Raw genomic sequence first — 14,894 nt, forward strand, 5'->3', positions numbered from 1 at the left:
GGGACTGACCGAGGGGATAACCAACGTTGCGCGGAACGCGCTGAAAATCGGGATGCCGGCGGAAAACATCATGAGCATTACCGGCCTGACGCGCGAGGAAATAGAGAAATTGAAGTGAACAAAGAAACGCGGGAATTTATGGAGGCGCACGGCGGGTTTTCGCCGCCGCGCGGCAGGAGGGAAAGAATATGAAGACGGTTGCCATTGTCACCGCGCGCGGCGGCAGCAAACGCATACCGCGGAAAAACATCAAGGATTTTTTGGGGCAGCCGATCATCGCCTATCCCATTAAGGCCGCTTTAAACAGCGGCTTGTTTGACCAAGTGATGGTGTCCACGAACGATGCGGAAATTGCTGATGTGGCGCTAAAATACGGCGCGGACGTGCCTTTTATGCGCAGCGAGAGAACTTCCGACGACTACGCGACGACGTTTGACGTGTTATACGAAGTGATGACAGAGTATGCCAAGCGCGGGTCGCATTTTGGCCGGCTGTGCTGCCTGTATCCGACCGCGCCTTTTGTTACGCCCGGCGCTTTGCGCGCTTGCATGGAAAAATTTATAGAAAGCGGGGCCGACTGCCTTACGCCGGTGGTCAAGTTCTCTTTCCCGCCGCAGCGCGCTTTTGTTTTGGACGAGGCGGGCCATCTTGTTTATAAATGGCCGGAGTACAAGAACAGCCGTTCACAGGATTTGCAGCCGTTTTACCATGATGCCGGGCAATTTTATTTTCATAAGTCGGAATATATTTTAGCGAAAGAACCCTTTCCCACGATCGTGCCTTTTGTGCTTGAAGAGCTGTTGGTACAGGACATAGACAATATGGAGGATTGGGCGCTGGCGGAAATGAAGTACCGGCTTTTGCGGGAAAACAGGCCGGAATTTTTTGACCAATAAAGCGCCGGAGCATGAAACAAAGTATAGTTTTTAGGACTGATTCTTCGCCGCTGATCGGCGGCGGGCATCTGATGCGCTGCATAGCGCTGGCGGAAACGCTGAAAAAAGAGGCGGCGATAACCTTTATCTGCCGCGACCTGCCGGGCAATGTCGCGTCTTTGGCCGAAAACAGGGGGTTTGGCTTGAAGCTTTTGCCTTTTCATGGCGAAAACCCGGCGCTGACGGGATATGAAAAATGGCTGGCCGTGCCCTCGGATACGGACGCTGCGGAAACACAACAAGCCCTGAGGGAAAAAGCGGACTGCCTTATAGTCGATCATTACTCCCTTGGCCTGGAATGGGAAAGAAAATTGCGCCCCTATGCCGGGAAAATCATAGTCATCGACGATTTGGCGGACAAGCCGCATGACTGCGACATTCTGGCCAACCAAAGTTTCGAGCCGGGGCTGGCGCAAAAATACGGCGGCCTTACGCCCGCCGGCTGCCGGCAGTTCCTTGGGCCGGAGTACGCGGTTTTGCGGGAAGAATTTTATCTTGCCAGGCAAAACCTTCGCCGCCGCACGGGAAAATTGCGCAACGCGCTCATATTTTTCGGCGGCGGCGACTATAGCGGCGAGACAGGAAAAGTCCTGCTGGCCATGGAAGGCGCGCCGGGCTTTACGGCTGATGTAGTAGTCGGCGGCGGCAACGAAAGAAAAGACGAGATTGGAGAGCTTTGCGCGAGGCTGCCGTGGGCGAAGTTTCATTGCCAAATAGATTACATGGCCGCTTTGGCGAACGAAGCCGACCTGGCCATAGGCGCTGGCGGGCTGGCTACCGTGGAACGCTGTTTCTTGGGGTTGCCGTCCTTGATAGTTTCGACTGCGGACAACCAGGAAACCGGAGTTAAAATGTTCGCTGCTTTGGGCTTTGCGGAGTATCTTGGCAAAAGCGCCGACGTTGCGGCGACAACCTGGCGGGAAGCCATCCTGCGCTACAAGCGCGAGCCCGAGCGCCTTCTGCGCATGAGCCAAGCCGCCTTAAAGTCAGCCCGCACTATAGGGTCGGGCGCCCACTTTCTCAAAGAAGCTATTTTGCGCGCCTAATCGGTGGTGCGGCGGTATTTTGCCGCAACGCGGCAAAAGGAGATAAAATGACACACAAAAATTTTTTCCATCGGGGACGGGCGCCTTTTATCGTAGCCGAGATGTCCGGCAACCACAATCATTCGCTGGCGCGGGCGCTGGAGATAGTGGAAGCGGCCAAAAAAGCCGGGGCGGACGCGGTTAAACTGCAAACCTATACCGCCGACACCCTTACGCTGGATATAGACGAGGGAGAGTTTTTCATCTCCGACGCGGATAACCTGTGGCGCGGGCAATCCCTCTACCAGCTGTACCGGCAGGCATACACGCCTTGGGAGTGGCACCGGCCGATTTTCGAGCGTTGCCGGGAGCTTGGCCTTTGCGCTTTCAGCACGCCGTTTGATTTTACGGCGGTAGATTTTCTTGAAGGATTGAACGTTCCTTTTTATAAAATCGCCTCCTTCGAGAACATCGACCTGCCCCTTATCAGGAAAATCGCCCGCACCGGCAAGCCGATCATCGCATCCACCGGCATGGCCGGCGTGGCGGAGCTTGCGGAAATGGCGCAGGCTGCCAGGGAAAACGGCTGCCCGGAACTGGTGCTGCTAAAATGCACCAGCAATTACCCGGCTACGCCCAAAGGGAGCAACCTGCTGACAATTCCCCACATGAGGGAATTGTTCCGGTGCGAGACGGGGATTTCCGACCATACTATGGGAATTGGCGCCGCTGTCGCCGCCGTGGCTTTGGGGGCGGTCATAATTGAAAAACATTTTACCTTGTCAAGAGACGATGGCGGCGTGGATGCGGCTTTTTCCATGGAACCGGCGGAACTGGGGCAGCTGGCGCGGGAGAGTAAAAATGCCTGGCAGGCCCTGGGGCAAGTAAGCTACGAGGCATCGGAACAGGAAAAAAAATCCCTGTTGTCCCGGCGCAGCCTTTATATCACGGAAGACGTGAAAAAAGGGGAGCCCATCACGGAAAAAAATATGCGTTCCGTGAGGCCGGGGCTTGGGCTGCCGCCCAAATATTACGATATAATAATAGGGAGGAAAGCGGCTCGCGACCTCAAGCGCGGCACGCCCGTAAGCTGGGACGTTTTCTGAGCGCCGCGCGCCGGCATCTCTTGCAGCGTTAAATGTGGGCGGACAGCGCCTGCGACCCTCACGAAAAAAGGCGGAATGAACACATGAGAGACAGAAAAAAAGAGAAACCGGCCTTGCTGGGCGGAACTCCTATCCGGGAAAAGGCTGTGCCGTGGACAAATACGATGGGCAAAGAAGAAGAAGAAGCCGTTGTTTCCGTAATGCGTTCCGGCGTGCTTTCCGCTTTCCTAGGCAAAGCGGGGGCGGGTTTTCTGGGCGGGCCGAAAGTGCTGGAAATAGAGAGCGCTTTCGCCAAGCGTTTCAAGGCCAAATACGCCGTTTCCTTCAACTCGGCCACGACGGCCTTGCATGCGGCGGTGGCGGCCTGCGGCATAGGCCCCGGGGACGAAGTGATGACTTCCCCCTATACCATGTCCGCGACCGCGTCCTCCATCCTGATGAACAACGCCGTACCCATTTTTCTTGATATTGACGAACAAACTTACAATATCAGGCCGGACGAGATAGAAAAATGGCTTTCCCCTTACAGCAAAGCGGTGCTGGCAGTAAATATTTTCGGCCTGCCGTCCGATCTTGTCAAAATAAGGGAAACGGCAAAAAAGCATGGCCTCTGGCTCATAGAGGATCACGCCCAGGCGCCGGGTTCCGGCATTGGCGGCAACGAGGGGCCGTTCGGCGACCTGCGTGTTTTCAGCCTTAATTACCACAAAATTATCCATAGCGGCGAGGGCGGCATAATACTGACCGACAACGAGGAACTGGCCTACCGCTGCCGCTTGGTCAGGAATCACGGGGAAGTGGCTTTGGACGACACAGGGGATGCGGAGAGGGTAGCGCTCGGTTCCAATTACCGCATGACCGAGCTGCACGCCGCGATCGGCATAGAACAGCTGAAAAAATTGGATGGTTTTCTAAAGAGCCGGCGGGATTTGGCGGCGCGGCTTTCCGCAGGTTTGCGGGAATTTCCGGGGCTTTCGGGCGTATATGTGCCAAAGGATTTTTCGCACGCCTATTATGTCTATCCCTTTAACTTCGACAAAACCGCCTGGGGCGTTTCGCGGCATACTTTCGCCCAAGCCGTCAAGGCGGAGGGGATGCCCCTGGCGGAGGGTTATGTGAAACCTATTTACCTTATGAACATTTATCAGCATAAGAAAGTCTACAACAACACTGCTTATCCTTTCGCCTTTATCCCTAAACCTACGCAGGAATATAAGAAGGGCCTTTGCCCGGTTACGGAAAAACTGCAATATGAGATTTTGCTGACGGCCGATACCTGCCGCGTACCCTTTAATGAAGAACATATCGACGAATTTTTGCTGGCGGTGGGCAAAACATGGGAAAACAGGGACGCTTTGGCGGCTTATGAGAAGGCTTTGCCGCCGGGCGCGCAAACTTAGCCCATGCTTTCAGGAGGAAACGATGGCACGCTTTAAAGCGGCGGTAATCGGGCTGGGGCAAATCGGCCTGACCTATGATTTTGACCCGGGCAGAAAGCGCCCTTCCTCGCACGTGCTGGCTTACATGCTTAACGGGGATTTTTCCCTTGTCGGCGCGGCTGACCCTAAGCCGGAGCGGGAGGGGTTGCTGCGTAAACTGGCGGGGCCGGTCAATTTTTACGCCGATATGGAAAAACTGATAGCCGAAAATCCCGCTTTGGATGTTGTCAGCGTATGCACCCCGCCCGGGCTTCACCTTGAAAACATAGAGTTTATTTTGCGCAACGCGCAGCCAAAGGTTATTTTTTGCGAGAAACCTTTGGTCAAAAACACCGAAGAAGCCGCCCGGTTGAAATCCCTGCTGGCGGCGGGAGGGGCTTTGCTGGTGCCGAATATTTCGCGGCGCTGGAGCCTTGGCCTTGGTAAAATAGCCGAAAGCATAAAGAAGGAAGAGTTCGGGCGGCTGCAAAAGATAGCCGCTCGCTATACAAGGGGCGTATATAACACGGGCGCTCATTTGTTTGATTTGCTGCGCTTGTGGGCGGGGGAAATAAAAAGCGTACTGATTGCCGATAAAGTGCAAACGAGCGCGGAAAAAGACGGCGACCCGTCTTTTTCTTTCCTGTTTGAAACGGAAAGCGGGGCAAAAGGGGTTGCCGAAGCTTTTGACGACAGGCAATATTACATTTTTGAAATAGACCTGTATTTTGCCAAGGGCAAAATTGAGTTCAGAAACAGCGGCAATGACGTTTTTTATTACTTGGTCAAAGAGCACGCCCTTTTTTCCGGCTTCAGCCAGCTCAGCCTTTGCCGCCGCGACGAAGGGCTTTTTAATGAAGAGTCGCTTATCGCCGGCGCCGTGGCCAATTTGGCCGGCGTTTTGCGGGGGGCGGATGAACCGGCCTGCCGTTTTGGCGATGCCGTATATCCGCTTTTAGTGGCGGAAGCGCTCGAAAGATCGTATAAAAATGGCAGCCGGCGGGAAAGCGTTGCCCAATTGCGGTGAAAGAAGGAAAGATTCGGCGGCATGAAAAAGACGATTTTCCTGGCGCATGACCCGGGCGGCTGCGAAGCCGTGCAGCCGGTTTTCGCGCGCTTTTTGGCAAAAGGCCGGCCGGCCGCCTTTTATTGCGCCGGGCCGGCCGGCGCGCTGAACCGCGAACATGCGGCCGACGAAGCCGACATAGCGGCGCGGATAGAGGATCTGGCGGCGGCCCGGGAGATCGTCGCGCTCGTTACCGGCACGAGCTGGGGCAGCCAATTGGAAAACCGCGCGCGCGCTTTTTGCCAAGAGCGGGGAATCAAAACCCTGGCGGTTTTGGACTATTGGTCAAATTACCGGGCGCGCTTTGAGTTTGGGTCTTCCGTCCGTTATCCCGACTACTATGCCGTGATGGACGATTTGGCGAAGAAAGAGGCCATAGCCGACGGCGTGCCGCCATCGATAATAGCGGTGTTAGGGCAGCCCGGCCTTGACCGGTATGTAAGCGCGCCCCGCCCTCGCGCGCGGGAAAACAAAGGGCGCGTGCTGTTTGTTTCTCAGCCCCTGTCCGTACTGTACGGCAAAACACTCGGCTACACGGAATTTGACGCGCTGTCTGACCTTTGTCAACTTGCCGCCGCTTCAGGCTTGGCGCTCAGAGTGAAATTTCACCCTAAGGACAGCGTCGAATTTAAGAGCGCTTTTCAAGATATGGAGGCGCAAGGCGATTTTTCTGCCCTGCTGCCGGAATATGAGTGGGTGGTCGGCATGAGTTCCATGGCGCTTTTACATTCCGCGCTCATGGGGGCAAAGACCATAAGCTATCAGCCGCGCCTTGCCGCCCCCGATGGCTGCGTAACCAACAAACTTGGCCTGACCAGGCCGGTTGGAGACTACGAAGGGCTGCGCCGGGAACTGTTGACTGTCCGCCCGCTTGATGATAAATTTATAGAGGAACATAAAAAAGAACTTGTTTGGCTGGACGGCCGCTCGGCCGTCCGCGTAGCCGCGTTTGCGGAAAGCCTGGGCGGGCGGGAGGCCTTTTGATGTATAAGAGCGAAGATCAGGACCATGTTAACGAACAATATTTACATGCCTTGGGAAAATTCGGCGATTCTTCGGAAGGGGTGCACTGGACGCGGGAAAGCCAGCGCGCCCGGTTTGAAGTTCTCGCGCAAATAGGCGATCTCAACAACGCTTCCGTGCTGGATTTTGGCTGCGGGCTGAGCCACTTGGCGGACTTAAAATGGAAGAGATAATGGTCGAGCCGGTCGCGGCGGACGATCCGCGCTGGCAGTATTTATGCGCCAATTCCCTAGAAAGCACTCCTTTCAGCAGCGACGGGTATTTGGCGGCGGTCGGCTTCGCCGGCGAAAAGTTCGTCGCCGCAAGAGGCGGCAAAATATTGGGGGGGCTTTGCCTGCCGGTAAACGCTTCCGGCGTAAGCGGCGGGACAGTTCCTTACGCGCCGTACAACGGTTTTTTGTTCTTGCCGCCGCGGGAAGGCGAGAGGGCCTATAAACGCTATAAAGACCGGCTTGCCGCGACAACCGCCCTGGTCGGGCATGTATCGGAAAAACGCGAAAAAATTTGTTTTTCCTGCCATTACAATGTAACGGACATGAGGGGCGTTTCTTGGTATAATTATGATGCGCCCGGGAACGGGAAATATGACATCGGCATAGCTTATACCGCAGTAAAGGATGTTTCCGGCTTTGCTGAAATATTTTCCGGGTTAGGCGACAACCGCAAATATTCTTATAGGCAAAACGCCGGCAGATACGCTTTGTCGTATGAAGCGGCCGAAGGCTGCGGCGATATAGGCGATTTTTTGCTGCTTTACCGGCTGACCTTTGAGCGGCAGGGGGTAGAGCTGGACGGCGGCATCATGCTTTTGACGGAGCGGCTTTTGCGCTTTGTCCTTGAAAGCGGGCAGGCAGTGCTGCGCTACGCGCAAACCGCCGAAGGAAAGAGGATTAGCGCCATAGTCATGCTTTATGACAAAAACAGCGCCTATTATCTCTTCGGGGCAAATCATCCTGATTATCGCTTTTATAACGCGGGAACCTTTTTAATAATTGAAAGCATGAAGCTGGCGCATGGCATGGGGCTGAAAAAATTTGACTTTGTCGGTGTCAACAGCCCTTTGCGCGGCGATTTCAAGCTAAGTTTCGGCGGGGAACTGATGCCGTATTATATCGCAAAGTTAAATTGCTGATAATTTGCGGCCAAAAATTGGAGGCTGTATTTGGTGAAGAAAAAAATCCTGTTATGTTTTGGCGAAAGTTTCAGCGGCCAGCGCGCTTTTGAGGATTTTTCCGCCCGGGCGGTGACAGCGGGCTTTGAAGTTCATTCGTTCGGCGACGCGCTTGGCAAAGGGCTCATGCCGCATAGTCTGCTCGGCCTGCTGCAGCAGGTTTGGCAAGACGGCGCGGACGAAAACGACTACTTCTTTCTCGCGGACAACAGGGATTTTTTCAAACTTTGCTACCGCGTTTTCCAGCAGACTTTCCGGCACTTTGTCTTTTGGGCGGGCGCCGGGGCGGACGATTACGCGGCCGGGCTGGAAGGCGTGTACTTGGCCTTGCTCGGCGAGCCGGCAAAAGCGGAGGAAAATCTGCGCAAGCCTATATTTGTCAGCGATCTTAACGCCGTGGGCGGGGATGATTTTTACGGCGCCAGGCTGGAAGGGATTGAGGGCTTCTTCGCGGCGCAAGAGCCGGAAAACAGCCGCCCGCGGCAAAACATTTACCGCCACGGGCAAGAGTGCTATTTGCTTGAGCCGATGATCGCCGGTGCCAATTACATCGATCTGGACGGCCAGGCCGTAGACGCGCAGACAAAATTTTCCGACATAGTTACGCCGGTGGAGTTGGACAAAAAGCTGCTTAAGCAGGCGGAAGACATTCTGGAGCTAATCTTTCGCAACGCGGAGAGGGTCATGCGGCGCCGGGAGGTCGGGCATAAACTTTTCTCCATGCTGCAGGCCGACATGCTGACCGGCGGCGCGGTCAGGCAAAAGTATTGCGCCGCCCTTGTCGCGGTTATGGGCGAAGGGTACGGTTTGTACGCGCAGATATACGCCCTGTCGTTTTTGCTGCAATCGCGCAAGACGGGCGCGGTCTATAAATATTTGCTGGAGGTTTGCCTTGCCAGCGACCAACTGACCGCGCAGAACAAATATTATATTCTTTGCCAAAACCGGCAGATCCAGATTATCGACCGCGCGGAAAGCGAAGGGGATATTTTTTCGCTGGAAGCGGAGGTATTGGCCGGGGTCAGCGCCGAGCTGGAAAAGCTGTCTTGCGGCGAATTGCGGGAGCTGGCCAAAATAGAGGCCGATCCGGACTGCGTATTGGTGCTTGTGGGGCAGTTTTTAAATTACGCGCATCCGCTCAGCAAATTTTCCCTGGAGCTGTGCCGTTTCCTCATAGCCTCACTTAAAAAGAATGTTTGCCTGCTCAACACCTGCGAATTTTTGACCACCAGCGGCAGCCTGCTTTATTTCGACCCTTCGCACGGGGTCATTATGACAAAATACGCGAATGACAACAGGATAAATTACGAAGAGACAATCATCCCCTACGGGCAGATGATCATGCCCATGCCCAACACGGCGGGGATAGACGGCATAGCGGAATTGGCGGAACATCTTAAGCCGTCCCTGATTTTGAACCTTTCCGATTTGTCGGTGGCGGCCGATATTTTGGGCAGATATATAAAAACGGTCTGCGTGCCTTTGCGGGGAGAATATTTGCCCTTGCCGGCCGGCGGGCGCATCTGCCTGGACGCGGACGCGCTTTCGGACGGGCAGGCCGCCCTTTACCGGCGGCGCGGCGCGGAAATAATCAATCTGGGCGAAACCCTGACGCCGGAAAATATCAATCAGGAAGAAATTTTGCGCAAAATTTTTGTCCTGTCCCAGGGGAAGTTTTAAATTTTTTTACGAATTTTTGTTAAACACCCTAAAGTTTCCCCTCTTTTTTTACGATATATTAGTATATTGGATAAATCTGCATATAGAGGTGTATTAACATGGGAAGTTACTCTATTGACAATTCAGTTGCTGCGCAGGGACGCTATGCCAATGTTGTCAGTGCACCGAAAGCTACCGAAAGGAAAAGGGAAGCTGTTTCTCCGCAGAGGTCAGTTAAGCTGCCCAAAGCGGAAAACAAGGACAAGATTGTGGAAAAAGACGCAAAAACAGCGCAGAATCCTGTCGAAAAGGAAAAGGCCGGCGTTTTTGCGGATGAGCAAAAAGCCAAATACGAAGAAATCGCCAATGACGAAAATAAAATTTCCGCCATAACCGAGACGCTCAATAAGTTCATGGCGCAATGGAACGCCGAGCTGCAGTTTGAGGTGCACAAGGACACTTCCTTTTTGATTGTGAAGTTTGTCGATCTGAAAAGCCATAAAGTGCTCAAGGAATTTCCGCCGGAAGAATATCTTAATATGATAGCCAACATAAGAAAATATATTGGCACGATGATTGACAAAAAGGCCTAAGGCCGGAAGCGGCGGGCAAATTAAATAAATAGGGGGATGTTAGAGTGGCAACGCGCATTGACGGCATAATGTCCGGATTTGATACCGAGTCGCTGGTGAAAGCACAAGTGGCTCATTTGCAGTTGCAGATAGATCGCATGGGGCAAAACACCCAGCTGATGACTTGGAAAAAGGAACGGTATACCGAGGTATACAAAAAGATCGAGGAGTTCAGGAACAAGGTCTATAATTATAAGCTAAGCGGCGCGACTTTGCTGAAAAGCGCCGCCAGCAGCAATGAATCGGCTTTGACGGTCAAGGCGAACGGCGAGGCGCCGGCCGGCACGCATACCATAACGGTAAAAAAGCTGGCGTCAGGCGCCCAGGCCGGCAGCCAGTCCGCTATGGGATCCAGCAGCAACAAGGCTTCGATTGAAAGCCAGTTCCGCGATGGTTCGGGAGACGCCATCTACACCAGCGTTATTGACATAACTATTAACGGCAAGTCCGTATCGGTTGATCCTACCCAAAGCCTGAACGAGCTAGTAAAAAAGATCAACAATTCCGGCGCGGGCGTTACCGCCAGCTATGACGCCAATACCGACCGTTTCTTCATCAGCTCCAACGAAACCGGCGAGGCGGCGAAGATTGATTTTACCGGCACAGCCGGCACCGGCAAAGATTTTTTGATGAACGCCCTGAAATTGCCGAATAATGGCACCGATTTGGATATTATCCAGGGCAGCGATGCGGAATTTGATCTTGACGGCATATCCGGCCTCAAGCAAGCGTCCAACGAGTTTACTATTTCCGGCATAACCTACAGCCTTAAAGAAGCCGATCCTTCCAAAACCCTGACCGTAACCGTGAAAAACGACACCGAGGGCATCTTTAAGTCGGTCAAGGATTTTGTCGAGATGTACAATACCCTTCTGGACGCGCTAAACAGCACTATGCTGGAACAGAAGCAGTCCTCTTACAAGCCGCTGACCACCGAGCAGAAAAAGGCAATGACCGCCGAGCAGATAAAAGAGTGGGATGCCAACGCCAAAAAAGGCATTTTGCGCAATGATTCCATTTTGCAAAGGATTGTCAGCGATCTGCGCGCCACCATCTATACCTCTGTAAAAGGGCTGGGCGCAAAATATGACAGCAGCTCCCCCAGCACGCTTGGCGTTACGACAACGGCGACGGGGGGCAAATATGACTCGCTTTTTTCCCTCGGACTGAAGACGGGCGGTTATTCCACCAACGGGCGCTTGGAAGTGGACGACGATAAGTTAAGGGCGGCGATCGAGGACGATCCCGAGGCGGTTTACAAAATATTCACCGGCGGCGTTGACGCGCAGGGCAAGCCAACGGACGGGGTTGCCGACAAACTCTACGATCAGCTGAAAACCGCCCTTGACAAGATAAACGACGAAGCGGGCTCCGCCGCGGGGGACAAGGATCAAACCAGCACCCTGTCCAAAAAGATACTCAGCAACAACAAAGCGATGAACGCCAAAATTGATCGCATGAACGCACAAATGCAAACATACTACAAACAATACGACGCCATGGAAAGCCTTCTCAAGCAGTTGCAGAGCCAGCAGGACAGTTTGACTAATTTTTTGGGCGCGAGCGGCGGCAGCAAGTAAGTAGTTCCTGAAAGAAAAAGGAGAACTGAAAGGATGAAATCACAGTGAGCATGACTCCGGAAAGCGCGAAGGTTTACAAACAGCAGCAAATACTGACAGCCACGCCGGAAAAACTTATACTTATGCTTTACAACGGCTGCCTCAAATTCATGAACAGCGCGGCGGCCGCGATAGGCGACAAAGACATCCAGGCGGCGCACAACGCGTGTGTCAAGGCGCAGGACATAGTCAGCGAGCTGATGTCCGTGCTCAATATGGACTATCCCATTTCCAAAGATCTCTACAGGCTTTATGAGTATGCAAACCATCAACTTTTGCAGGCCAACTTAAAAAAAGACGCGCAATATATAGCCAACGCCAAGGTGGTTATCACCAACATCCGCGACGGTTGGATCGATGCCATGAAGATCGCCCGCGAGCAAGGCTCTAAGGGGCCTACGCCGCCAAGCCAGAAAGTTGTCGGAGATTCCATAAGCGTATGACCGAACAAAAAAGCATGGAGGCGCTTTGGCGGGACTACCTATTTTTAAGCGAGGAATTGCATAAATTTACTTGCGTGGACGACATGGCGCTTTTTGAGGATATTTTAAAGCAGAGGGAAACGCTGTCCGCCATTATCAAAGAAACTCCGGATACGCAAAGCTATGTCAGCGGCGCGGACGGGCAGGCTTTGATCCGGCGGATAGCCGAAATGGACAAGGAACTTTACTCCAAATTGATTCGGTCGCGCAATCTTTTGCAGAAGAACTTTGAAATATTTTCCGCCTATGAGGGAATCAGCGAAGAAAGTGCGGGCGTTGGCATCCGCTTTGACAGCGGCCGGCGTTAGCTTGACAAACGGGCGCCGCGTTGGGCGGGGGATTGGCGCCGAATGCCGGGGCCTTGCGCGGGGCAGGCTCCAGCTTCTGGCTTAGCGGCCTTAGTGTTGGGTCGAGGGCGGCGGGACAGTCCGCCGCCAAAGCGGACGTTTGTTGAAAGGGCAGAATGGGGGAGCCCCCTATTCTGCCGCTTTGTGTATTGAACCCTTATTTTTTGCCTGCCGGGGAGAGATTGGCATGAGCGTAATACTTCAGCTTACGCCTTACGGCTTGTATGACATGAAGTATTTTGAGAAAAAGCGGTCGGTACGGGCGGCGGACGCTAAAGCGCCCGCGCCTTCGGTTGCCAGGATTTACGGCGTTGCGGCGGCCAATTTTATCTTGAGCGAAAACTTGTTTGCGCAAGAGGCGGCCATACCGCAAAATGAATATAAAAAGCAGATTTTTTCGCTTATGCATGCCGCCGGCAACCTGGCGGAGCAAGCGGAAGAGTTTGTCGAAGAAGAATGGCCGAAGCTCACAGTGGAGACGGACGGCCTTGCCTCCGGCCGGGCGCTCGCCTTGGCCGCGAAAAAGGATTATCTTGCGCAAGTGCTTGAATTGGCGGGCGACTATAGCTTTGCCACAGAACCCGTCTGGTGCAACACGCAAAACATCGTTGAGGGCGGGACTTATTCGGTCGCGGTCGAAAAGGGCGGGCATGTCGAGAAAGCCATTTTATACGCAAACAGCACTGACACGGCCCTTGACATCGTCAACAAACTGGCCGGCGCGCTCAATGCTTTTGCTAAAACAGCCAGGGCTTTCGCCGTAAGGGAAAACGGCTATGCGCGTTTGGAAGTCGTTGCCGCCTCAGGCGGCGCGGCCGGCGCTTTTGACCTTTATGACGATCGGGGGGGCATATTGTCAAGGCTCGCCATGCGCCCGGCGGCAAAAGGCAAGGATTTAAGGGTCGTAGTGGACGGACGGGAGTACGTCCGCCCCCATAACCATCTGGTATTGGACGACGGCAAGCTGGAACTGGATTTTGCGCGTACCGGCCAGGCGCGGATAAGCGTTAAGCCTGACAACGGCTATTCCATGCGCGCGCTGGGCAATCTGGTCGAAAGCTATAACGCCTTTGAAAAAGCCTTTTTCGCTATAAATAGCAGGACGGTTCGCGCCGATGAAATGTTTAAGGTATTCTCCCGGCTGTTCGCGGACGGTCTGGCCGAAGGCGCGGGCAGGCTGGGCGTGAGGCAAAACGGCTATGAGCTCGAACTGGACGAGGCCGCCGGGGCGGAAAGCCTGCGAAAGTCGCCGGAGCTTATCGCCAATATAGGCGGAAAAGGCGGCGGGCTCGCCTTTGTCTTGCGGAACATGGCGCGCGGCGTTCAAAGGAACCCTTTAAGCGTATATTTTGCCGTGCCCTATGGCGACGTGAGCAAGTATTACGGTTTGTTGGTGAATTTGTTCGCGTAACGCAAATTTACCGGCCAAAACATGGGGCAGGCTATCGGCAAGGCGGCAAAGGCATGAGCGACGAATATTCCAAGATAAAAAAATTCATTGAAAAACGCCCGTCCCGGCTGCGCTACGAATATGAATCCGATTATGACCAGGCGGCGGTACTTTTGCCGTTGCTGCGCACCGATGAAGGGCCGGCCGTGCTTTTCCAGGTGCGCTCAGCCACCCTCGACTGGCAGCCGGGCGAGATTTGTTTCCCCGGCGGACGGATGGAGACGGGCGAAACGGCCGGCGCTGCCGCGCTCAGGGAAACCTGCGAAGAATTGTCCGTTGCCGCCGCCGACGTTGAAATATACGGGCCGCTGGACTCTTTGGCCGCGCAAATGGGCATGATCGTCCATCCTTATGTCGGCAGGATATTGGCGCCGGAGAAAATAAAGCCCAGCCGCGACGAAGTGGCGGAAGTATTCACCGTCCCTTTTGAGCGCCTGCTGGACATGCGGCCGCGGGTCGGCAAAATAAAAGTAGTTACGCAGCCGGCCGACGATGATTTCCCTTACGACCTGCTGCCCGGTTATTTTCGTGGGCCGCGGGTCAGAAAAATTTACGACTTATATTTTTATCAATATGGAAAACATGTTATCTGGGGCTTAACCGCCAGAATACTGCATGATTTTTTGCAAGGCTGCCTTAAATGCCGGCAAGAAAGCAAATAGAGGGCAATTGATTTTACGCGCTGACCGGAAAAAATTCAAAAGAAAAATCTCGTGTTGCAAAAATCCATGTTTTAAGCTATTATTTAAGGTGTCGAGTTTTTAAGCGGGCGTAGCTCAGTGGTAGAGTACCGGCTTCCCAAGCCGTGGGTCGCGAGTTCGAGCCTCGTCGCCCGCTCCAGCAAAATAGCGGCTATTTGAACTACGGTCTATTGGAAAATCATGGATCCGGGCTGCAAATGGGCTGCGGCATAAATTTAAAATAGTATTCTGAAGGCAACCTACAAGGCAATGGCGCGGGC

Annotated in this window: 15 protein-coding genes and 1 tRNA gene; all 16 read left to right on the plus strand. The window is 53.9% G+C overall.

The window, feature by feature from the left end; translation table 11 throughout:
* Positions 1-188: 188 nt before the first annotated feature.
* The 16 genes from pseF to LBO03_04645 all read left to right on the plus strand — a co-directional run bounded on the left by pseF (position 189) and on the right by LBO03_04645 (position 14,773).
* The gene (gene pseF, locus LBO03_04570) at positions 189-896 is read left to right on the plus strand and encodes a pseudaminic acid cytidylyltransferase (GenBank protein MDR3348863.1); all 708 of its coding nucleotides are present in this window, start codon (positions 189-191) and stop codon (positions 894-896) included.
* A gap of 11 nt (positions 897-907) precedes the next feature.
* On the plus strand, positions 908-1,981 hold the full coding sequence (gene pseG / locus LBO03_04575) for a UDP-2,4-diacetamido-2,4,6-trideoxy-beta-L-altropyranose hydrolase (GenBank protein ID MDR3348864.1): 1,074 nt from the start codon (positions 908-910) through the stop codon (positions 1,979-1,981).
* Between the two features lie 47 nt (positions 1,982-2,028).
* Positions 2,029-3,066 carry a pseudaminic acid synthase gene (pseI, locus tag LBO03_04580; protein ID MDR3348865.1) on the plus strand — a complete coding sequence of 346 codons (1,038 nt, stop codon included), beginning with the start codon at positions 2,029-2,031 and terminating at the stop codon, positions 3,064-3,066.
* An 83-nt stretch (positions 3,067-3,149) separates the two neighbouring features.
* On the plus strand, positions 3,150-4,466 hold the full coding sequence (locus tag LBO03_04585; protein ID MDR3348866.1) for a DegT/DnrJ/EryC1/StrS family aminotransferase: 1,317 nt from the start codon (positions 3,150-3,152) through the stop codon (positions 4,464-4,466).
* Positions 4,467-4,488: 22 nt separating this feature from the next.
* Complete coding sequence (locus LBO03_04590; GenBank protein ID MDR3348867.1) at positions 4,489-5,511, plus strand: Gfo/Idh/MocA family oxidoreductase; 1,023 nt, start codon at positions 4,489-4,491, stop codon at positions 5,509-5,511.
* A gap of 21 nt (positions 5,512-5,532) precedes the next feature.
* The gene (locus LBO03_04595) at positions 5,533-6,534 is read left to right on the plus strand and encodes a hypothetical protein (protein MDR3348868.1); all 1,002 of its coding nucleotides are present in this window, start codon (positions 5,533-5,535) and stop codon (positions 6,532-6,534) included.
* Complete coding sequence (locus LBO03_04600; protein ID MDR3348869.1) at positions 6,534-6,746, plus strand: hypothetical protein; 213 nt, start codon at positions 6,534-6,536, stop codon at positions 6,744-6,746. Before LBO03_04595 ends, LBO03_04600 begins: the two co-directional genes overlap by 1 nt.
* A complete protein-coding gene (locus LBO03_04605) occupies positions 6,734-7,705 on the plus strand; it encodes a GNAT family N-acetyltransferase (GenBank protein MDR3348870.1) in 972 nt (323 codons plus the stop codon). Before LBO03_04600 ends, LBO03_04605 begins: the two co-directional genes overlap by 13 nt.
* A gap of 33 nt (positions 7,706-7,738) precedes the next feature.
* Entirely contained in the window at positions 7,739-9,424 is a 1,686-nt protein-coding gene (locus LBO03_04610; GenBank protein MDR3348871.1) for a hypothetical protein, read from the plus strand.
* A gap of 98 nt (positions 9,425-9,522) precedes the next feature.
* A complete protein-coding gene (locus LBO03_04615) occupies positions 9,523-9,996 on the plus strand; it encodes a flagellar protein FlaG (protein ID MDR3348872.1) in 474 nt (157 codons plus the stop codon).
* Positions 9,997-10,040: 44 nt separating this feature from the next.
* Entirely contained in the window at positions 10,041-11,615 is a 1,575-nt protein-coding gene (fliD, locus tag LBO03_04620; GenBank protein MDR3348873.1) for a flagellar filament capping protein FliD, read from the plus strand.
* 50 nt (positions 11,616-11,665) lie between these two features.
* Positions 11,666-12,097 (plus strand): flagellar export chaperone FliS, encoded by a 432-nt coding sequence (gene fliS, locus LBO03_04625; protein ID MDR3348874.1) that lies wholly within the window; start codon positions 11,666-11,668, stop codon positions 12,095-12,097.
* Complete coding sequence (locus LBO03_04630) at positions 12,094-12,444, plus strand: hypothetical protein (protein MDR3348875.1); 351 nt, start codon at positions 12,094-12,096, stop codon at positions 12,442-12,444. The genes fliS and LBO03_04630 overlap by 4 nt, the downstream gene beginning before the upstream one ends.
* Before the next feature lie 226 nt (positions 12,445-12,670).
* On the plus strand, positions 12,671-13,894 hold the full coding sequence (locus LBO03_04635; protein MDR3348876.1) for a hypothetical protein: 1,224 nt from the start codon (positions 12,671-12,673) through the stop codon (positions 13,892-13,894).
* Positions 13,895-13,947: 53 nt separating this feature from the next.
* Entirely contained in the window at positions 13,948-14,595 is a 648-nt protein-coding gene (locus LBO03_04640) for a CoA pyrophosphatase (GenBank protein MDR3348877.1), read from the plus strand.
* Between the two features lie 103 nt (positions 14,596-14,698).
* Positions 14,699-14,773: transfer RNA gene (locus LBO03_04645), tRNA-Gly, on the plus strand.
* Positions 14,774-14,894 lie beyond the last annotated feature (121 nt).

It is taken from the genome of Acidaminococcales bacterium (genome assembly GCA_031290885.1).
Taxonomy (GTDB): domain Bacteria; phylum Bacillota; class Negativicutes; order Acidaminococcales; family JAISLQ01; genus JAISLQ01.